This is a genomic window from Sorangium sp. So ce1014 (genome assembly GCF_051521505.1).
Taxonomy (GTDB): Bacteria; Myxococcota_A; Polyangia; order Polyangiales; family Polyangiaceae; genus Sorangium.
In genome coordinates, this window is sequence record NZ_CP150356.1 from 11,236,668 (window position 1) to 11,256,502 (window position 19,835).

At 72.8% G+C, this 19,835-nt stretch carries 19 protein-coding genes; 9 read left to right on the top strand and 10 right to left on the bottom strand.

The features are described 5' to 3' along the window. Positions 1-82 precede the first annotated feature (82 nt). Positions 83-1,531: a hypothetical protein gene (locus WME75_RS42370; protein ID WP_437483084.1), complete on the bottom strand. Its 1,449-nt coding sequence runs from the start codon at positions 1,529-1,531 to the stop codon at positions 83-85. Beyond that, positions 1,531-2,244 carry a ribulose-phosphate 3-epimerase gene (gene rpe, locus WME75_RS42375; protein WP_437483086.1) on the bottom strand — a complete coding sequence of 238 codons (714 nt, stop codon included), beginning with the start codon at positions 2,242-2,244 and terminating at the stop codon, positions 1,531-1,533. Before rpe ends, WME75_RS42370 begins: the two co-directional genes overlap by 1 nt. A gap of 172 nt (positions 2,245-2,416) precedes the next feature. Here rpe and WME75_RS42380 point away from each other — a divergent pair, with 172 nt between their 5' ends. Together WME75_RS42380 and WME75_RS42385 are read left to right on the top strand one after the other, a co-directional pair. Continuing rightward, positions 2,417-2,851 (top strand): N-acetyltransferase family protein, encoded by a 435-nt coding sequence (locus WME75_RS42380; protein WP_437483088.1) that lies wholly within the window; start codon positions 2,417-2,419, stop codon positions 2,849-2,851. 311 nt (positions 2,852-3,162) lie between these two features. Then, positions 3,163-3,666, top strand: coding sequence for a cyclic nucleotide-binding domain-containing protein (locus WME75_RS42385; RefSeq protein WP_437483090.1), 504 nt, complete (start codon positions 3,163-3,165; stop codon positions 3,664-3,666). A 194-nt stretch (positions 3,667-3,860) separates the two neighbouring features. Here WME75_RS42385 and WME75_RS42390 read toward each other — a convergent pair whose 3' ends face one another. Next, a complete protein-coding gene (locus WME75_RS42390; protein WP_437483092.1) occupies positions 3,861-4,286 on the bottom strand; it encodes a hypothetical protein in 426 nt (141 codons plus the stop codon). 153 nt (positions 4,287-4,439) lie between these two features. Next, positions 4,440-4,943 carry a hypothetical protein gene (locus WME75_RS42395; RefSeq protein ID WP_437483095.1) on the bottom strand — a complete coding sequence of 168 codons (504 nt, stop codon included), beginning with the start codon at positions 4,941-4,943 and terminating at the stop codon, positions 4,440-4,442. 221 nt (positions 4,944-5,164) lie between these two features. Here WME75_RS42395 and WME75_RS42400 point away from each other — a divergent pair, with 221 nt between their 5' ends. The 3 genes from WME75_RS42400 (at position 5,165) to WME75_RS42410 (ending at position 8,049) form a co-directional block, all read left to right on the top strand. Continuing rightward, entirely contained in the window at positions 5,165-5,863 is a 699-nt protein-coding gene (locus tag WME75_RS42400) for a YggS family pyridoxal phosphate-dependent enzyme (protein WP_437483098.1), read from the top strand. A 156-nt stretch (positions 5,864-6,019) separates the two neighbouring features. Then, entirely contained in the window at positions 6,020-6,658 is a 639-nt protein-coding gene (locus tag WME75_RS42405) for a TlpA family protein disulfide reductase (protein ID WP_437483101.1), read from the top strand. Beyond that, positions 6,655-8,049 (top strand): replication-associated recombination protein A, encoded by a 1,395-nt coding sequence (locus WME75_RS42410; protein WP_437483104.1) that lies wholly within the window; start codon positions 6,655-6,657, stop codon positions 8,047-8,049. The genes WME75_RS42405 and WME75_RS42410 overlap by 4 nt, the downstream gene beginning before the upstream one ends. A gap of 39 nt (positions 8,050-8,088) precedes the next feature. Here WME75_RS42410 and WME75_RS42415 read toward each other — a convergent pair whose 3' ends face one another. After that, positions 8,089-8,406, bottom strand: coding sequence for a tetratricopeptide repeat protein (locus WME75_RS42415; protein WP_437483107.1), 318 nt, complete (start codon positions 8,404-8,406; stop codon positions 8,089-8,091). Then, on the bottom strand, positions 8,403-8,924 hold the full coding sequence (hpt, locus tag WME75_RS42420) for a hypoxanthine phosphoribosyltransferase (RefSeq protein WP_157907284.1): 522 nt from the start codon (positions 8,922-8,924) through the stop codon (positions 8,403-8,405). Before hpt ends, WME75_RS42415 begins: the two co-directional genes overlap by 4 nt. Before the next feature lie 154 nt (positions 8,925-9,078). On the opposite strand from hpt, the gene WME75_RS42425 reads away from it, so the two are divergent. Further along, positions 9,079-9,534 (top strand): acyl-CoA thioesterase, encoded by a 456-nt coding sequence (locus WME75_RS42425; RefSeq protein ID WP_437483110.1) that lies wholly within the window; start codon positions 9,079-9,081, stop codon positions 9,532-9,534. A 10-nt stretch (positions 9,535-9,544) separates the two neighbouring features. Here the strand turns inward: WME75_RS42425 and WME75_RS42430 are convergent, their stop codons facing one another. Both WME75_RS42430 and WME75_RS42435 read right to left on the bottom strand, forming a co-directional pair. Further along, positions 9,545-10,849, bottom strand: coding sequence for a hypothetical protein (locus WME75_RS42430; RefSeq protein ID WP_437483113.1), 1,305 nt, complete (start codon positions 10,847-10,849; stop codon positions 9,545-9,547). Then, a complete protein-coding gene (locus WME75_RS42435) occupies positions 10,846-11,601 on the bottom strand; it encodes an HAD family hydrolase (protein WP_437483116.1) in 756 nt (251 codons plus the stop codon). Before WME75_RS42435 ends, WME75_RS42430 begins: the two co-directional genes overlap by 4 nt. A gap of 217 nt (positions 11,602-11,818) precedes the next feature. Here WME75_RS42435 and WME75_RS42440 point away from each other — a divergent pair, with 217 nt between their 5' ends. After that, positions 11,819-12,211 carry a hypothetical protein gene (locus tag WME75_RS42440; protein ID WP_437483119.1) on the top strand — a complete coding sequence of 131 codons (393 nt, stop codon included), beginning with the start codon at positions 11,819-11,821 and terminating at the stop codon, positions 12,209-12,211. Between the two features lie 81 nt (positions 12,212-12,292). Here WME75_RS42440 and WME75_RS42445 read toward each other — a convergent pair whose 3' ends face one another. Next, positions 12,293-15,268 (bottom strand): carboxypeptidase regulatory-like domain-containing protein, encoded by a 2,976-nt coding sequence (locus WME75_RS42445; RefSeq protein ID WP_437483122.1) that lies wholly within the window; start codon positions 15,266-15,268, stop codon positions 12,293-12,295. A 91-nt stretch (positions 15,269-15,359) separates the two neighbouring features. Further along, on the bottom strand, positions 15,360-16,622 hold the full coding sequence (locus tag WME75_RS42450) for a LeuA family protein (protein ID WP_437483125.1): 1,263 nt from the start codon (positions 16,620-16,622) through the stop codon (positions 15,360-15,362). A gap of 363 nt (positions 16,623-16,985) precedes the next feature. Here WME75_RS42450 and WME75_RS42455 point away from each other — a divergent pair, with 363 nt between their 5' ends. After that, the gene (locus WME75_RS42455; RefSeq protein WP_437483128.1) at positions 16,986-19,268 is read left to right on the top strand and encodes a heme lyase CcmF/NrfE family subunit; all 2,283 of its coding nucleotides are present in this window, start codon (positions 16,986-16,988) and stop codon (positions 19,266-19,268) included. Then, positions 19,265-19,834 carry a cytochrome c-type biogenesis protein CcmH gene (locus tag WME75_RS42460; RefSeq protein WP_437483131.1) on the top strand — a complete coding sequence of 190 codons (570 nt, stop codon included), beginning with the start codon at positions 19,265-19,267 and terminating at the stop codon, positions 19,832-19,834. Before WME75_RS42455 ends, WME75_RS42460 begins: the two co-directional genes overlap by 4 nt. Position 19,835: the final 1 nt, after the last annotated feature.

Below are 19,835 nucleotides of genomic sequence, written 5' to 3' on the forward strand. Positions count from 1 at the left end.
GGGTGTCGACCTCCGGGCCTGTGCGGCGCAACGGACGGGGCACCGCTCGACGTTGCCCAGCGCCCACTCGTGAGCGGATCGGCTACTTCCGTCCCCGGCTCTCCGCCGCTGCTCCCCCCGTCGCCTTCCCCCCAACCCCGCCCTTCATCACCTCCGCCAGCCACGTCTTCGCCCCCGCGCACGTCCCCACCGCGCTGGCCTCCCCTCCCCCGCGCCGCTCGTACGGCCCCGCGACGACCGCCACGTCGCCCCCGCGCGCCGTCCACGCGAGCGGCCCGAGCGACGCGCGCTGCTGGCACGTCTTCCCGAAGCGGCGCTCCAGCACCTTCCCCGCCTCCGCCGCGTCGCCCGCGCTGTCGAACCGCAGCCGCCACGCGAGCGCGAACGCGCGCCGCGTCGGGTCCTGCGGATCGTCCCGCTGCACCACCGCAACCCGGTCCCCGCCCCACCCGGCCGCCGCGCCGATGGCCGCCTCGCGGTGCGCGTACGCCGCGAACGCGATGCGCAGCGCCTGCTCGCCCATCACGTCGTCGAACACGACGCGGTACCCTGGACCGAGCGCCGCGGCGGTCGGGACCGCCACCTCGACGGCGGGCTCGCGCGCGGCGAGCTTCTCGGGGTGCAGCAGCTGCTCGGTCGTCTCCGGCAGCGCGCGCCAGACCGCGTCCACGGAGGGCCAGCCGCCGTCCCGGCGCAGCGCCTGCACGAACGCGAAGCCGTCCGTGTACGGCGCGCCCAGCGACTCCTGCAGCACGAGCGGCGTGTCGCCCACGGACGACAGCGCCGTCGACATCGCCACGAGCTTCCGGAGCGTCGACTCGTCCATCTGGAACGCCGAGCCGACAAGCACATCGAACATCGCGCTCATCGCCTCGCCCTCGACGAGCGCGTGCGTGGCCGCCAGGCGATCGCTGTCGCCGGGCCTGAAGCGAAGGAGCTTCCCCAGCGAGAAGCTCTGGTCCTGGAGCGCATGGACGAGCTCGTGCGCCAGCGTCTCCTCGGCCTCGGTCTCGCTGAGATCGTCGACGAGGTACATCGTCGCGTCGTCCGGCTCGTAGAAGCCCGCGATGCGCCCCTCGAGCAGGCGGTACATCCCGGCGGTGAAGTCGTAGTCGGCCGGGATGAGCTCGAGCGCCGCGAGCACCTCGCGCTGATGGTCCAGCACGCCCTCGGGGATCTCGCGCTCCACGTGCGCGCGCACCCGCGCCAGGATCTCGCCGCGGGTGAGCACGCGGCTCCGCACCTCGCGGAGCACGGGCAGGCCGCGCGCCTTCGCCAGGCGGGCGAGCACGCGCGCGATCTCCTCCTGGGTCAGCCGGGCAGCATCGTCGTCGAGCTCGCCCTCGCCGACCGGATTGGCGCCCCCGGCCGGCGGGAGCGCGGCCGAACCCGCGGGGCGCGCCGCGTCCGGGGCCTGCGCGCGTGGCGGCGCCACAGGCGCAGCCGGCTGCGCGCAGCCGGCCAGCACGGCCGTCCCGACGAGCGCGAGCGCCGCCGCCGCGCACGCCGCCGCGGGGGCGTTGCGCCGCATCAAAGCTGCTCCCCGGCGGGCGCGCGGATCGCCCGGATCGCCTCCGCATACCGCGCCACACGCGCGTCGAACGACAGCTGCTCGCCCGGCGCCGCGGCGCCGAACACGGCCGAGCCGGCGACGAGCGCCGTCGCCCCGGCGGCGATGACCTGCCCGGACGTCGACGGCGCGATGCCACCGTCGACCTCGAGCGCGATGTCCAGGCCCGCCTGATCGATCGCCTGACGCAGGCTCCGCAGCTTGGGGAGCGTGGCCGGGATGAACCGCTGGCCACCGAACCCGGGGTTGACGCTCATCACCAGCACCAGATCCAGGTCGGGCAGCACGTGCCGGATCGACTCTTCCGAGGTGTGGGGGTTCAGCACGACGCCGGGGCGCGCGCCTGCGCCCCGGATCTGCTGGATCGTCCGGTGCAGGTGCGGCGACGCCTCCACGTGGACCGAGATCCGATCGGCGCCGGCGGCCGCGAACTCGTCCACGTAGCGCTCGGGCTCGACGATCATCAGGTGCACGTCGAGAGGAAGACGCGTCGCGGCGCGAACCGCGCGAACGATGAGCGGTCCGATCGTAATGTTTGGCACAAACCGGCCATCCATCACATCGACGTGAATCCAGTCGGCGCCGGCGGCCTCGGCGGCTCGCACTTCCTCCGCGAGACGACCGAAGTCAGCCGACAGGATCGACGGAGCGACGATGATTTTGTCGTGACGCACGGGGTAGCGCTAGCAGGCGTGACGCGCGGCGGCTAGCGGGGCCTCACGAGCGTGCTTACGAGGAGGCCGGCGCGGCTGCTAGGCTGCGCAGGTCTGCGCGAGATGTTCGTGCCATCCGCGGCGACGCTGCAGATCGAAAGCTGGATCCCGAACCGTTCGAGTGAGGTGATGCATGGAGACACGGCCGCTGACGAAGCCCGACTACGACCGGATCGTGGGTGAGATCGATCGGTGGTGGGCAGGCCCAACCAGCGCGCTCGCGCACCCGATCTACTTCTACGAGCTCGGGCGGCTTGCCCGCGTCGTCGAGGATCACGGGTTGCTTGTCGGCTTCCTGCTCGGGTTCAGGTGCCCGGACGCGGCGATCGGGTACGTGCACCTCGTCGGCATTCATCCCGACTACCGCCGCCGCGGCGTCGGCAGGATGCTCTATGCAGCGTTCGAGGAGGACTGCCGCCGTGAGGGTTGCCGGCAGCTCAAGGCGATCACGACCCTGGGCAACGAGGGCTCCGTGCGCTTCCACGCGGCGGTCGGCTGGTCGGCGGCCGAGATCGAGGACTACGCCGGGCCTGGGCGCCCGCGGATCGTGTTTACCAAGGATCTCTAGCGCGGCTCGCGCCAGGTGCGCCCGGCGGCAGCGCGGCCGCGAGGCAGGCGCACGGCTCGGAGCGACGTGACCGAGGGGACGGGGCTCGGGGGGGCGCATCCCGCGGCGCGACGAGACGGCCGGGGAGCCGGCAGGACGTCGCGTGCGCGTCGCGAGCGCGAGCGTTGACGTCCTCATGTTGCGGCGTACGCTCTCGGTGGGTACATCGGCTCGGGGCCGCGAGGTGGAGCGATGCGAGTAGGCGAGCATGTTCGCGAGGTGTTGGTGGGCTTTGTCGGGTCGGCCGCCGCGGTCGCCCGCGGTGCAACCCCGTGAGCCACAACGCTGACTTGATCGCGCAGCTGCGCGAGATCGGGCTGTTCGGCGGCCTGGGCGATCACGTCCTCCATGGACTCGCCGACTCGCTGGAGCTGCTCGATCTGCAGCCGGGGGCCGTCGCCTTTCGCGAGGGCGACAGCGGCCGCGAGATGTTCGTGCTGCTCGCGGGGGAGATGGAAGTGCTCAAGCGGTCGAAGCGCGATGTCGACGCGCGGATCGCGGTCCTGGGGCCGAGCGACTGGTTCGGCGAGATGTCGATCCTCGACGTGATGCCGCGCTCGGCGACCGTGCGAGCCATCGCCCCGTCGCGTTTGATGCGCATCACCGCTCACGATCTCGACGCGCTCTACCGGCGCGATCTCAAGTCGTACACCCTCCTGGTGCTGAACATCGCGCGCGAGATGTCGCGCCGCCTTCGCGTCGCGGACAGCCTCCTCGCCGAGCTCGTCGCGAACATGCTCGACGAGTACACGCGGCCGCGGCGACCTGCGATCTGAGGCGCGCGCTCGCGGCGTCGAGCCGCGCGCTCGCGGCGTCGCAGGGCGGAGCTGACGGCGTGCGGCGGCGGCTGACGGCGCGGGGAGAACGCTTCAAGAGCCGCTGCCGGGCGTACCTCGGAGCTCAGCGCCACCGCCAGGCTACGAGGCTGCGTCGAGCGCTCGGCGTCGTGGCGCCTGGCCCATCCGTCGCCTCACGCGCCGCCCTGGCCAAGCGCGCCACCGGCGCCGGCTTCGCCGCCCGCACCGCCGGTACCACCCGTGCCGCCTTCGCCGCCGGTGCCGCCCTCGCCGCCCTCGCCACCGGTGCCGCCTTCGCCGCCTCCGCCATCCGCACCGGCGTGGCCACCCGAGTTGGTCGCGCCGCCGGCGCCGGGTGCACCCGTGCTACCGGCCCCGGTTGAACCAGCGTTGCCCGAGCCGGCCTCGCCGGCGGTGGCGCCGCCCCCGTCGCCGTCATTCTCATCGGGCCCGTCCTCGACGCGTCCCCCTCCGGCCCCGGTCGCGCCGAGGTCATCGCAGTCCGCGCATCCGATACCCGAGAGGGGAGGCTCGGGCTGCGGGTTGAAGCCACAGCCCGAGAGCACCACCCCGAACAAAAGGACGACAAGCTTGCGCATAAGCTCTCTCCTCATAGCACCCTGCGCAGTCCCCTGCCGCTTGCGCAGCTCCTTCGTCCGCGGGAGCGCGGCGTCGAGCGCGATGAGCCTTCTGCTGTCGCTCGCGCCTGCCACCCGGCTGGCGCCGCCGTCAAGGTCGGGCGGCGCGCTAGCTCAGCCGCAGTTCACACTTCCCACGCCCCCTTCGCCGCAGGGCTCGCCACCTGCGCCGCCCTCACCGCCGCCGGAGCCGCCCTCACCGCCGCCGGAGCCGCCCTCACCGCCGCCAGAGCCGCCCTCACCGCCGCCAGAGCCGCCCTCACCGCCGCCAGAGCCGCCCTCACCGCCGCCAGAGCCGCCCTCACCGCCGCCGGAGCCGCCCTCACCGCCCTCACCGCCCGAGGCACCCGCGCCGCCCTCGCCGCTCCCACCGCCCTCACTGGCCGTGCCGCCGGAGCCGCTGCTACCCACGGCGCCGGAGCCGCCCCCTCCTCCGGCGCCCGATGGCGCGGGAAAGCCAGCACCTGCACCTGCACCTGTACCTGCACCCGTGCTGCCGGCTCCGGTGGCGGTATTCCCCGACGGATCGGGGTCCTGCTCCTGGAACGGCGGTTCGGGCTGCGGGTTGAACGTGCATCCAACCGCGATGAGCAGGGTAGACAACAGCAGGCTTCGCATGGCGGGTACGCACGCGTATGGCAATCCACGTGCCACGAGAAGATCCCTGGAAGCACTGCGATCCGGCGGTGATTGACGCGGTCCTCAGGCACACTCTGGCACGCCGCCCGGGCGGGTGGATCCGACACCCTGCGCCGGCCTCCGCCACGGCCCGCGCTGCCGTGTCCGGTGCAGCGGCGCGCCCTCGTGTCCGCGAGCGGCAGGTCGCGGTATCGTGCGGCGTGATTTCTGAAGACCTGGAGAACATCGCGCCGCGGCTCGAAGAGGTACGGCGCCGGATCGCAGGCGCCGCCGCGCGCGCCGGGCGGGGGCCCGAAGAGGTCCGGCTCATCGCTGTGTCCAAGGGAAAGCCCGCGGAGGCCATCCGCGCCGCCTACGCCGCCGGGCAGCGCGATTTCGGCGAGAGCTACGCGCAGGAGCTCGTCGAGAAGGCCGAGGCGCTCGCCGACCTCGACGGGCTCGTGTGGCACGCCATCGGCCGGCTCCAGAGGAACAAGGCGAAGCACGTTGCGCGCGTCGCGCAGGTCGTGCACTCCGTCGATCGCGAGGACCTCGCCGTCGAGCTCGACAGGCGCGCGGCCGCGCTCAACCGGACGGTCGACGTCCTGCTCGAGGTCAACGTCGGCGGCGAGGCCTCGAAGGGCGGCTGTGCGCCCGGCGATCTCGCGCCGCTCGTCGGCGCGGTGACTCGGTGCGCGCACCTCCGGCCGATCGGCCTCATGACCATCGCGCCGTTCCTCGACGACCCGGCCGACGTCCTCCCGTTCTTCGCGCAGCTGCGCGCCCTGCGGGACGCGCACGGCGGCCAGGCCGCGCTGCCCGAGCTCTCGATGGGTATGTCGCACGATTTCGAGGCAGCCATCGCCGAAGGCGCCACGCTCGTCCGCGTCGGCACCGCCATCTTCGGAGCCCGCGGATAGCGCCGGCGCGCCGCGCGCGGCGCAACCCCGGCGCGGCTCGCCGGCCCCTCGGGCGGGGTCCCCGCGCCCGCCGCGGCGGACTCATTCCGCCGACCACGCGCTCTTTTTCCTCCTGCGCCCCTCGGACAAGGGGCGCCGGGACGTTAAGCTCCCCGCGTGTTGCAGGCGAAGGCGGCGAGCAAGCCCTCCTCGGTCAGCGGCGGCGTCCGCGCGGCGACTGTGCGGCCCGCGCTGTCGCGCCTCCGCTCAGCCGTCCGTATCGGCGCCCTCGCGAGCGCTGCGGCCTGCGCGCCGCTCGTGCTCGGGTGCGGGCCGGGCGCGATGCCTGCCTCGGTGCGCCACCCGCTCGTGGGCAGCGCCGCGCCGGAGTTCCACGCGGAGTCGACGGCGGCGATCACCGTGGGCGTGCCCGGCACCCGGAGGACGCGGGTCACCGTGATCGACTTCTGGGCGTCCTGGTGCGCGTCGTGCAGCCGGACCCTGCCGGCGCTCGACAAGCTCTGGCGCGACCGCAAGGCGGACGGGGTGGCGATGATCGGCGTGAACGTCGACGCCTCCGAGGCCACCGCCGAGGCGGCCGCGTACGAGCTCGGCGCGACGTTCCCCATCGTCGCGGACCTCGATCAGCGGCTCACCGGGACCTACGGCGTCGCGCAGGTCCCCCTCACGTTCGTGGTCGACGGCGCGGGCACGGTGCGCTGGGTCGGGCGCGATCCGGCGAGCGCGCGCCGCGCCGTGGAGGTCCTGCTCTCGGAACGGGCCTCCGACGCGCGCGCGCGGTCGGCCTTCGAATGAGCGCGCCCCGCGGCGGGGGAGGCGGCGGCGCGCGGCGGCGGCCCGCGGGCGACGAGCCGACCCTCTTCGACGCCGCCCGGCAGCGCGATCCGGAGCTCCGGGCCACGGTGCCCCTCGCCGAGCGCATGCGCCCGCGCTCGCTCGCGGACATGATCGGCCAGGGCCACCTCCTCGGCGAGGGCAAGCTGCTCGCGCGCGCGATCACCGCCGACCGGATCCCCTCGATGATCCTGTGGGGCCCGCCGGGCGCCGGCAAGACGACGCTGGCGCGCGTCGTCGCGCACACGACGAACGCCCGCTTCGTCCCCTTCAACGCCGTGCTGGGTGGCGTGCCGGAGCTCCGCGAGATCCTCGCCCAGGCGCGCACCGCGCGCTCGTACGAGAGCAAGCGCACGATCCTGTTCGTCGACGAGATCCACCGCTTCAACAAGGCCCAGCAGGACGCGTTCCTCCCGCACGTCGAGGACGGGACGATCACCCTGATCGGGGCGACCACCGAGAACCCTTCGTTCGCGGTGAACGCGCCGCTCCTCTCCCGCTGCAAGGTCTTCCGCCTCCAGGGCCTCGACGCCCCGGAGCTCGTCGAGCTCCTGCGCCGCGCCATCGACTCGCCCACCGGGCTCGCCGGCGCGGTCGCGGCCGACGACGACGCGCTCTCGGCGATCGCGGCGCTCGCGCAGGGCGACGCGCGCAGGGCGCTCACCACGCTGGAGGTCGCCGCGGACGAGGCGGTGCGCGCGGGCGCCGCCACGATCACGCGCGAGCTCATCGCCGGCGCGAGCGAGCACAAGACGCTGCTCTACGACAAGGCCGGCGAGGAGCACTACAACGTCATCAGCGCCTTCATCAAGTCGATGCGCGGCTCCGATCCCGACGCCGCCGTCTACTGGCTGATGCGCATGATCGAGGCCGGCGACGACCCGCTCTTCCTGCTGCGCCGGATGATGATCTTCGCCTCCGAGGACATCGGCAACGCCGACCCGCGCGCCCTGGAGATCGCCGTCGCGGCGGACGCCGCGTTCCGGCGGATGGGGATGCCGGAGGGCCTCTACCCGCTCACGCAGGCGGCGCTGTACCTCGCCACGGCCCCGAAATCGAACGCGTGCAAGTCAGCCTGGCAGTCGGCGCAGGCCGCCGTACGCGAGCACGGCGCGCTGCCGGTCCCGCTCACGCTCCGCAACGCCGTCACGCGGCTGATGCGCGACGAGGGCTACGGCGAGGGCTACCGCTACGCGCACGACGAGCCGGGCGGCGTCGCGGTGGGCGAGGCCTACCTGCCCGAGCCGATCGCCGGCAGCCGGTTCTACGAGCCGACCGACCGCGGCTACGAGCGGACGATCGGCGAGCGCCTCCGCCGGATCCGCGGCGAGGGCGGGGGAGAGGGCGGCTGAGGCGCGGCGCGATCCCCGCCGCGCGCCGCCCTCATGGCGTCACGCGTCGCCGTCGCCCTCGAGCGCCTGCTGGAGCTCGCTCAGCGCGTGCTGATCTCCCTTGCTGCGCGCGACCCCGATGCCGTCGCTCAGCCAGGAGCGCCCCTCGTCGCGGCGGCCTGCCTTCACAAGCATCGTCCCGCACATGAGGTACATCGGCACGTAGCTCGGGTCGATCGCCCGGAGCGCGCCGAACGTGGCGAGCGCCTCGTCGTGGCGTCCTTGCCCCGCGTACTCCAGCGCGAGCGCGTACCAGTGGAACGGGTCCTTCGACCCGCCCTGGGTCATCTTCTCGAGCATCAGCAACCGCTTGCTCACGTCGCCTCCACAACGCCGATGAACGGCAGGTTTCGATAGCGCTCGGCCCAGTCGAGCCCGTAGCCGACGACGAACTTGTCCTCGATCGTGAAGCCCAGGTAGTCGATCGGCACCTCGACCCGCGCGCGGGCCGGCTTGTGCAGGAGCGCGCAGACCTTCACGCTGTTCGGCATCCTCGTGCGGAAGAGCTGGAGCAGGTGCGAGATCGTGAGGCCCGTATCGACGATGTCCTCGATGAGGAGGATGTCCTCGCCCTCGATCGGGCGCGTCAGGTCCTGCGTGATCTGGACGACGCCGGTGGAGGCCGTGCCCTCGCCGTAGCTGCGCACGCCGAGGAACTCGATGCGCACCGGGAGGTCGATGTGGCGCGCGATGTCGGCGGTGAACACGAAGCTCCCCTTGAGCACCGAGACGAGCACGAGCCGCCGCTCCGCGTAGTCCCTGGTGATCTGCGCGCCGAGGTCGCGCACGCGGGCGCCGATCTGCTCGGCGGACAGGAGCGTCCGGACATTCGCCATGGCGCCCGCTAGCATCGCGGCGCCCCCGCCACCAGCGCCGAGGCGCCTCCCTCGTCCCTGCGCGCCGCCGGCCGTTCCCGATCGCGCGCGTTCCAGGTCGCGCGGCCGCTCCGCCGCCCGGGTCGAAAGTGGGTTAATCTCGGCGCCTCCCGCGATGCCGCCCCTTCCTCCGCTTCCTCCGCCCGACGCGCCCCCGCACCTCACCTCGCGCACCCCGCTGGCCGTCCGCTTCTGCGAGACGGATCTGATGGGCATCGTCCACCACGCGAACTATCTCATCTACCTGGAGGCTGGCCGCATCGACTGGCTGCAGCGCCGCGGGATCTCCTACGAGGAGATGGTCCGGCGCGACCTTCACCTCGCTGTCGCGGAGCTGCGGATCAAGTACCGCCAGGCGGCGCGGTTCGGCGACAACCTCGTGGTCGAGACGACCTGCCGCGAGATCCACAGGGTGACCGCGCGCTTCAGCTACCGCGTCCTCCGGGGCGAGGAGGTGATCTGCGACGGCGACATCCTCCTCGCGTGCCTCGGATCGAGCCTCACGCTGACGCGGATCCCGGACGACATCGCCGCGCTCCTGTCGAGCCCCGAGACGACGACCGGCAGCTAGCGGCGGCCGCTCAGCCGCCGTCCGTCGCGCCTGCGTCGGTCCCGCTGCGCACGAGGCGCGCCGGCATCTCGACCGTCTGCGGCGGCTCGATGCTCTCGCCGAGGAACGTGCGCCACTGGACGACGTAGCGCCCGCGCAGCGGCCCGGCGACGTAGCGCTCGCTCATCGGAGGCACCGCGACCGCGGGGATGCCGTCGACGAGCAGGTAGAACAGCGCGTCGGTCTGATTGACCGCGACGAAGCCCTCGCCGGGCGCACCCGGGTCGACGCTCGCGGGCAGCGGGAGCGGCTCTGCCCGGATGGCGGCGAGCTCGTCGCGCGTCAGGAAGACGCCGCCCTGCGCCGACGGGAGCCCCGCGGCGGCGAACGCCGCGCTCGGGGGCGGCATGAGCATGTCGGTCGAGATCAGGTCGGTGCGCCGGTCGGCCGACGTGACCTCGAACGCGACGCCGCCGCCGCTCTGCCAGGCATAGCTCGCATAGAGCGGCACCTCGCCGGCCACGCACTCGGGCGACTTCGGGTCGACGCCGAGGATCTCCAGCAGCGCCCGGCAGAGCAGGGGCCCCCCTTCGCCGGCCTCGGGCACCCTGCCGAGCTCGAGGTACAGCGCGCCGAGGCTCCCGTGCATCTCGATCTTGCGGACGTCGATCTCGAGCCGCTTGCCTTCGCCGACCGGACGCGCCGAGCCGGCCGACAGCGGCGTCACGTCGACGCGCCGCTCGCCGAGCAGCGTGCGGAGCGCCCCCGGCGGCACGACGCGGTACTGGGTCAAGGCCGGCCAGAGCAGGACCTCCCCGTGGACGTCGTGTCGGGCGCGGAGCTCGGAGCCGGGGGGCAACGGCAGCGCCCGCGACGTGAACTGGACCCGCATGCGCCCCGTCTCGGCGAGATCGACCTTCCACGTCAGCTCGGTGAGCCGCTGCGCCGCGTGGATCCCGGCGGCCGCCACCTCGGGCGCCTTGGGGGGCTGCGGCACGTCGCGCCAGCGGAAGGCCGCCGCGAGCGTGACGCCCGGGAGCTCGCGGGACGAGAGCGTGTCCTCCGGCAGGGGGGTCGCGGGCGGCAGCGGCAGCGGCGATTGCTGGCTCGCCTCGGACATGATGAGCCGGCCGTAGTCGTCCGACACGAGCTTCGCGCTGGCCTCGGCCGCCGAGGCGTCGAGCAGGTCCGGCGTCTCGTTCGCGAGCGGCGCGGGGAGGATCTTCGCGTTCGGGCTCGCCCCGGCCTCCACGAGGTCGGCGGGCTGGTGGCGCGACGGCTCGCACCCGGCGGCGGCGAGCAGCAGGCCGACGGCGGCGATGCGCGCGCGGATCACGGCACCCGCTCGAAGGTGTGGATCACCTGCACCCGCCGATCGAGCGGCGGCGGGTCGGGCGCGTACTGCGTGTCCACGAAGACCGCGGTGCAGCGGGGATGGCAGGCCACGAGCAGGTTGCAGTTCGCCGCCTCGTTGTCGAACGCCGCGATGACGCGCCCGAGCCGGGAGAGCCGCGGGGCGACGCTCCGCTTGAACTCGGTGTCAGGCATCTCGAACCTCGGCTTCACGACGAGCTCCGTGCCGATGACCCCGATGGGGAAGCCGAGGTCGCGCAGGCTCGCGAAGGAGCCGAGCGCCATGTTCGGGAGGTCGCGCCCGGTGAGGTACACGAGCGTCGCCCCCGCCGCGTGGCAGTCGCGCGCGTACTGGCTCGCGCCCGGCACCTCGACGTCGTGCCGGATGTGCGGATCGTTGAAGAAGCGGGCCTTCCAGAACTCGAAGGCGTGCAGGTGGAGCGACTCGTCGTCGACGCCGAGCCGGCGCAGGTTGTCCTGGAACCCGTACCCGATGCCCTCGGGCGCCGCGCGCTCGAGGAGGGCGGCCGCGTGCGGGTGCTTGCGGCGCCACTCCTCCGCGAGCTCGTGGAGGATCGCGACCACCCGCGGCCGGTTGTCCATGAGGGTGCCGTCGAGATCGAAGACGACCACGGGAGGCCCCTCCGACCGGTCAGCCGCCCGCTCGACGACGGAGTTCAGGAGCCGCGTCCGCTCGAGGGGGACGAGGCGCTTCTCGTGGAACAGCGTGCTCAAGGTCGTCGCGCCGCGAAGGAGCGCGTCTTCCGCGCGGCTCCTCCGGCGGAACCCTAGCGCGAACTCGCCCTCCCCAGAAGCGGCGGCATCCATCCCCCTTGCCGGAGCTCGCTATGTCCGTAAGTGTGCAGAAACATCCTACATTGTTGGCCACGCCGTTCCGTTTTTCGTAGCATTTTCCACACCGGGGACCCCGAGACCCCCCGAAGGAAGGCCCATGCAGAACCGCATCATGACCGCTCTGGCCCTGGCGATGGCGCTGACCGCTGTGTCGGGCTGCTCGAAGACCCCTCGCGATCGTCTTCAGGGGCGCTGGTATGGCGACTCCATCGAGAACGCCCCCGTTGAACAGCTCACGAAGGCGACCGGATGGGTCAAGGGGACGGCGCTCGAGTTCAACGGCAGCAAGGTCACGGTGACCGTGCCCGCGGAGACGCCGCGCAGCGGCACCTTCAAGGTGGCCAAGGCGGAGGGCGATCAGGTGACCGTCGCGTTCCTCCGTCCCGAGGGCGGGCTCGATCAAGCGGAGTTCCGCTTCGCCACGGATCACACGCTGCGCTGGGAGATCGGCGACGGCCGCGCGATCGTGCTGGCCAAGGCGAAGAACTGAGATCGGGTGGCGCGCCGCCACGCCGCCTCCTGAGCCGCTGCCGGGCGCCTCGGCCGGCCGAGGGCCCTGCCGCGCGGCCGCCTACCGCCGTACCCGCTCCCTCCGCACCCGCGTGAGCCACCGCGTCTCGCCGCGCTCGCCGTCGCGCGCGAGCAGCACCACGACGTCCTCCGAGAGCGGCCCGGTGAGGCGCCGCCGCGCTTCCTCGATGGAGCGCACCTCGGCGCCGTTCACGGACAGGAGCCGATCGCCGGGCTCGATCCCGGCCTCCTCCGCCTCGCTCGCCGGAGGCACCGACACCACGGCCACGGTCCGGCGCGCCTCGCCGAGCGTCACCGCCAGGCTCCCCGCGCCCTTCGGGTCCTGCCGCGCGCCGCCGCCCGGCAGCGCGATCCTGACCCGGTCGGTGGTCCTGCCTGCCCGGATCTGCACCGGCTGCGACTCGGCGCGCCCGAGCTCCGCGCTGTACGCCTCGAGCACCGCCGTGCCCTCGGGCAGGCCGCCGAGCTGGAACCGCCCGTCCCGATCGGTGGTCACGACGCCCGGCGGCAGCGGGCCGAGCGGCAGGTACGTCGGCACGCGGTCGCGCGCGACGCGGGCCCCTGCGACCGGATCGCCGCGCGGATCGACGACCTGGCCGGCGATCTCTCCCGCCTCGAACAGGTCGATGCGCCCGAGGTCCGTCGGGCGATCGGGATCGCCGGCGAGGGTGACCCGCAGCGTCGCCGGCGCGAACCCGTCGCGGGTCACCGTCACACGGAACTGGCCCGGCGCGAGGTCTCCGAGCGTGAAGGCGCCCTCCGCGTCGCTCGTGGCGCGGCGCGGCCCGGTCGACGAGAACAGCGTGATCCGCGCGCCCTCGAGCCGCTCGCGCCCGCCGCGCCCGGTCACGGTGCCGGTGGCCTTGAGGGCGGCGCTCATCTCCAGCCGCAGCTCCTTCGGCGCGGCGTCGACCTGCTCGACGCGCGGGGACCTGCCGGAGCGCACGAGGCTGATCCGGAGCGGGAGGCCGGCGGCGTCGGGCAGCCGCGCGTCGCCGTCGTCGTCCGTGAAGAGCGTCTTGCGGAGCGGGACGGCGACGTCGAGCGAGAGGACGCGCACCTCCACGCGATCGATCGGGTAGCCCCGATCGTCGGTGACGTGGATGGCCACCGCCTCGCGCACCTTCGGGAGGACGACCTCGATCTCCTTGCGCTCGCGCTCCGGGACCTCGACGACGAGCCGCGCCACGACGTCCCCGGGCGACTCGGGCCGGGAGACCGAGACGAGCACCTCGTCGGGGACCGCGGCGAAGGCGAACGTGCCGTCGTCCGCGGAGTACGTCACCCGCTCGAGCGAGCCGGCGGTCGCGGCCAGCTCGACGCGCGCGCCGGCGACCGGCTTGCGGTCCTCCTCGAGGACGCGGCCCTCGAGCAGGCCGCCCTGGCGCATCACCACGCGCACATGGGCCTCGCCGCCCGGCTGCAGCGTCACGATCTCGCTGGACGTCTCCACGTACTCCGGGTGGCGGACGATGGCGTGGACGCGCCCCGGGGTGACGGGCTCGGCCCGGAAGGTGCCGTCGGCGCGCGTGACCCACGGGTCACCCGACCGCACCGCGGCGGCCGGGACGAACGCGTCGCCGCGCGGCAGATCCGGGATGGGGCCGGGCATGACCCCGAGCTCTCCCGCCGGGATCAGCGGCGCTGGACCGGGCAGGGCGCGCTCGAAGTGCTCGTCCCTGAACTCGGACATCGCGGTGGTCTCGTCGATGGGCATCCCGTCGGCGTCGGCCCCGACGATCTCGAGGGTCGCGCCCGGGACCGGGTAGCCGCGGTCGTCCACGACCTCGCCCACGAGCGCGCCGCCGCGGAGCAGCGGGATGCGGACCTCGGCGGCGCCTGCGTCGACCTGCACGGCGTTCCTCGGCACGAAGCCGGCCGCCAGGGCCGAGGCGCTCGCGTACCCCGGCGCGATGGGCCCGAGCGTCACGGACCCGTCGTCGCCCGTGCGCCCGTGCAGCGGGAACGCCGACAGGCCCTGCTCGACGAGCACGACGTTCGCGCCCTTCACGGACGGCGCGTCCTCGCCGTCGCCGTCGGTCACGAGGAGGCGCACGTGGCGGCCGGGCCCGAGGACGAGCGTCACCTCCTTGCCCTCGCCGCGCCTCACGGGCACGGCGAGCGCGGTCGCGCTCACGGCGGCGCCGCGCCGCGCCTTGAGATCGTACACCCCGTCGCGGAGCCCGGCGATCCTCGCGGCGCCGGTCGCGTCGGTGGTCGTGCTGCGCGCCGGCCACAGGCCGGTGCCGGCGGCGAGCACGGTCGCGCCGCCTGCGGGCTGCCCCTCCGCGTCCACCACCCGGACCGTGAGCGCGCCGAGCCGCTCCATGCGGAGCCTGAGCGGCACCGGCCCGGGCACGATGCCCGTCCGCACGGTGTCCTCGAAGCCGAGCGCCGACGCGCGGACGACGTAGGGCGCCGCGCCGAGCCGCTCGAACCGCGCGCGGCCCCCCTCGGCGCTCGCCGCGACGAAGGGGAGGGGATCGGCGGTCGCGACCGTGACCTCGGCGCCGTCGATCGGGCGCTCCGCCTCGTCGACGACCAGCACGTCCAGCACCTTCGCGGGCCGCAGCACGAGGTCGACGGCGCGAGGGCCCGGCTCCAGCGCGAGGCGCGTCGAGGCGCGAGCCCGCTCCGCGCCGTACGCCATGATCCACGCCTCCCCGGAGGGCAGCCCGGCGAAGCGAGCCTCGCCCGCCGGATCGGTCCTCTGCTCGCCGGCGAAGTACGCGCGGTCCTCGCGCAGCGCGAAGACGCGCACCGTGGCGTCCTGGAGCGGGCGCCCCTGCTCGTCGCGCACGGTGGCGGTGAGATCGGCCGCGCGCCCTTCGACCCAGGCGGGCACCGGCGGCGCGGGGATCGACGCCTGCGGCAGGAACCGCGGGCCCAGGTCGCGCAGCGTGGTCGCGGCGAGGAAGCAGACCAGCGCGGCGATCGCGGCCAGGACGGTATCGAGCCGCGACCGGCGCTCGGGCCGGTCGGCTTCCGCTGCGGGTTGCTTGTCCTGCTCGGCCACGGCCTGGATCTCTACTCCGGATCCGCGAAAACGCCGAACCTCCGGGGACCGTTCCCGCGGGCGGGGCTCGCCCCCGGTCGATGTCGCCGGCTCAGGCCTGGCGGCCGCGGTGCTGCTCGATCACGGCCAGGATCTCCTCCTCGGCGAGGATGTGGTCCGTGGCCTTGGCCTTCACCAGGATGGCGTCGACGAGCTCCTTCGAGGGCTCGATCTTCCGCTGCCTGAGCCAGTAGTTCACGTTGGAGGCGCCGGACATGTAGCCCACGCAGATCTCCTGCTTGCGGCCGAACATGCCTGCCGGGACGCCGGAGTAGATCCGGTCGGCCATCCAGGAGTCGCCCTTCGCCTCGGCCTTGATGATGGCCGCCGCGTGCACGCCGGTGGCCGTGCGGAAGGCGTCCCGTCCGACCAGGGGGTAATTGATGGGGACCTCCCAGCCGACCGCCTGCGCGGCCGTGGTGCAGTACTCGAGGAGGTGGGTGAGGTCCTGGTGCTCGAGGAGGCCGAGGAGCTTCATGTTGAGCAGGATGAGCTCCATGGCGGCGTTGCCGACGCGCTCGCCGATGCCGAGGGCGGTGCCGTGCACCCGGTCCGCGCCGAACTGGAGCGCCCAGATCGCGTTCTCGAGCGCGAGCCCGCGGTCGTTGTGGCCGTGCCAGTCGATGCCGACCGACGCCCCGGCCCCGGCGACGATGGCGCGCGTGAAGTTGATGAGGTTGCGGACCCCGTCGGGCGTCGCGTGCCCGACGGTATCGCACAGGCACAGCCGGGACGCGCCGTGGTCGATGGCGACCTTGAAGAGCGTCGCCAGCACCTCGGGGCGCGAGCGCGTCGTGTCTTCCGTGACGTAGGCGACGGGCAGCCCGGCCTTCACGCCCGCGTCGATCGCGTCGGCGCTGCGCTGGGCGATGAGGTCGACGTCCCACGCCTCCGCGAGCTGCCGGATCGGGCTCGATCCGATGAAGGCGTAGATCTCGACCGGGATCCCCGCGCGCTGGGAGATCTCGATCATCGGCGTGATGTCCGAGACGACCGTGCGGCCTGCGCAAGCGATGCGGAGCGGCAGGTGGTTGTCTGCCACCTCCTTGCACATCCGGAGCACGTCCTCGAAGGCCCGCTGCGAGCTGCCGGGCAGGCCGACGTCGGCGATCTGGATGCCGACCTTGGCCATCAGGTGGAGCAGCTTGAGCTTGCTCTCGATGCTCGGGTCGGCGACGGAGGGATTCTGCAGACCATCGCGCAGGGTCTCGTCGAAGAAGCCGATCTCCTTCGGAATGACGCGCCCGACGCGGCCCACCTCGTTCCAGTCGTAGATGAGATCGGTCGGGCGGATAGTGGCGGCAGCGATCGCCATGCTCTGAGTATAGTGCGCCGTTCTCAGCGCCGAGCCTGAAACGAAGCGCTTCCGGCGCGCTCGACATGACGCGCGGCGCAGGCGAAGACGCGGAGAACGACGCTGGTGACTCCGTGATGCATGCTCCGTCACATCGCGGTCGCGCGGAGGAGATCCGAGCGCGCGGGCCGGCGTCGGCGTCGGCGTCGGCGTCGGCGGGGCAGGGTGCAGCCCCGCCAGAAAAAGCGCCGGGGCCAGGACGGGGCAGACGATCGCGAGCGCCACGCGCACAGCAGCGCGCGTTCAGCGGCGGTGAAGGCCGAATTGGTGGGTGCGGTGCGCTGGCCCTGCGCGCCTGGCAAGCCTAAGCTTGCGGCCACGACGATGTGGCAATCCCTTCCTGAGTTCGGGACCGGCGTCCTTTACGCCATTCTGGTGACCGCGGCGTATACCTTCGCCGTCGGGCTCGCGTCGGCGCGCGGGCGACCGCGGCTGCTGCAGGCGGCGCGGCTCGGCGCGTACGGCACGATCGCGCTGGTCGGCCTCGCGGTGCTCGTGCTGGCGTACGCCTTCGTCAGCCACGATTTCCGCATCGCCTACGTCGCCCAGTACAGCGACCGGTCGATGACCACGCCGTACCTCATCGCGGCGCTCTGGGGCGGGCAGGACGGCTCGCTGCTCTGGTGGATGTTCCTGACCGCGTTGTTCTCGGGAGGCTGCGTCGTCTGGCTGCAGCGCCGGTACCTGGAGCTCCAGCCCTACGTCATCGCGACGCTGATGAGCGTCCTCATCTTCTTCGCAGCGCTGATGATCTTCGCGGTGAACCCGTTCCGCACGAGCGTGGCGGGCGCCCCGATCGACGGCAACGGGCTGAATTACCAGCTGCGCAATTTCTACATGATCATCCACCCGCCGAGCCTCTACATCGGCTTCACGAGCGCGGCGGTCCCGTTCGCCTTCGCGATCGCCGCCCTCGCCACGGGCCGGCTCGACAGCGAGTGGATCGTGGCGACGCGGAAGTGGATGCTCTTCTCCTGGCTGTTCCTCTCCATCGGCAACGTGCTCGGGATGCTGTGGGCTTACGAGGAGCTCGGCTGGGGCGGCCCGTGGGCGTGGGATCCGGTCGAGAACGCCGCGTTCCTCCCGTGGCTCACGGCGAGCGCCTACGTGCACTCGACGATGATCCAGGAGCGCCGCGGCATGCTGAAGGTGTGGAACGTCTCGCTCATCTGCGGGACGTTCTTCCTCACCATCTTCGGCACCTGGCTCACGCGGTCGGGCCTCATCGCGAGCGTGCACTCCTTTGCCCAGTCCGGCATCGGCATCTGGTTCGTCGGCTTCATGGCCGTGATCCTGGCGACGTGCACCGCCCTGATCGTCTACCGCCTGCCGCGGCTGCGCAGCGACGGGCAGTTCGAGTCGCTCTTGTCGCGCGAGGCCGCGTTCCTCCTCAACAACTGGGGCCTCTTCAGCATCATGATCTTCATCGCGGTCGCGACCGTGTGGCCGCGCATCAGCGAGTGGCTGCTCGATCAGAAGTCGACGCTGGGGCCGACGTTCTACAACATGTGGCTCCCTCCGGTCGCCCTCGTGGTCTTCTTGATGATGGGCGTCGCGCCGCTGCTCGGGTGGCGGAAGACGTCGCCGGAGCTCTTCCGGAAGAGCTTCCGCTGGCCGGTGCTGGCCACGGCCGTCACGGTGGCGCTCCACCTCTCGCTCGGGAAGAAGGTGGGCTTCGCCCCGTTCGTCGCCGTGGACCCGATCTACCCCGGCCAGCTCGGCGCCGCGCTCGCGAAGCTCGCGTCCACCTACCCGTTCATCACGGTGGCGATCGCCGCGTTCAACGTCACCGTCGTCATCCAGGAGTTCGCCCGCGGCATCGCGGCGCGGCAGAAGCGCGGGGACGAGTCGCCCTTCGCCTCGTTCTACAACCTGATCGCCAGGTCGCGGCGCCGCTACGGCGGCTACATCGTGCACGTCGGCATCGCGGTGATGTTCGTCGGGTTCGCCGGCCGCGCGTGGGGCGTCGACAAGGAGATCAGCCTCCGCCCGGGTGAGGCCGTGGAGATCGAGGAGTACCGCCTCGTCTACGCCGGTCCGCGCATGGAGGTCGACAGCGAGAAGCGGATGGTCTTCGCCGACCTCGACGTCGAGCGCCACGGCACGCCGGTCGGCCGGATCAGCCCGGCGAAGTACATCTACAAGGCGACCCCCGAGGCGCCGTCGACCGAGGTCGCCCGGCACATGACGCTCAAGAACGACCTCTACGTGATCATCGGGATGGCGAACCCTCAGACCAAGGTCGCTTCCTTCCAGCTGCACGTGAACAACCTGATCTCGTTCATGTGGTTCGGCGCGGGCATCCTCGTCTTCGGGGCGCTCATCGCGATGTGGCCCGACATCGTGCTCGAGGAGGCCGGCGCGTTCGGCTATGTCCGGGCGGGAGGGTCGGTCGTGGCGTCCGTCGTGTTCGCCTTCCTGCTCGCCGGAGGCCCGTCGCAGGCCTACGGACGCCCCATCCAGGAGAGGCTCGGGCCGCCAATCCTGCACGCGCCAGGCGACGTCGACGCCCCCGCCTCCGGCGCGTCCGTTCATCCCGGGCGGGCGCCGGCGATCGGTGCAATGCTCCCGACCGCTGCCGAGCCCAGGCAGCCAGCCTTCGAATGAGCCGCACACGACACCTTATCCACGGCATCACCCTCCTCGCCGCAGGCGTCATCGCCCTCGTCGTCCTGCTGCGCTCGCCGGAGTTCGCTCACGGCCAGCAGCTCGGGGAGGGGATGCAGCGCTCGGGCACCGTCGGCATCCAGAGCGACGACGAGCGCAAGCTCTTCTGGAGCGTGATCTGCACGTGCGGCTGCCCGCGTGAGACCCTCGGGACGTGCACCTGCGGCTTCGCGCACGAGCGCCGTGATGAGCTCCGCGCGGCGCTCGCGTCGGGGCTATCGGTGGAGGCCATCAAGGCCGCGTACGCCGAGCGCTTCGGGGCGGAGGCGCTGTCCGTGCCGCCGAACAAGGGCAGCCAGCGGCTGATCTATCTCCTCCCGCTCGGCGCTATCCTGGTCGGCGCCGGTGTCGTCATCATGACGCTGCGCCGCTGGAAGCGGCGGAGCGACGAGGCGGGCGCCGCCGGCGAGCGATCCCGGAAGGGCGTTGTCCCCGGCGCGCGCGACGATTACGACGACAAGCTCGACGAGGAGCTCAAGAACCTCGACCGCGAAGACCGCGCATGAG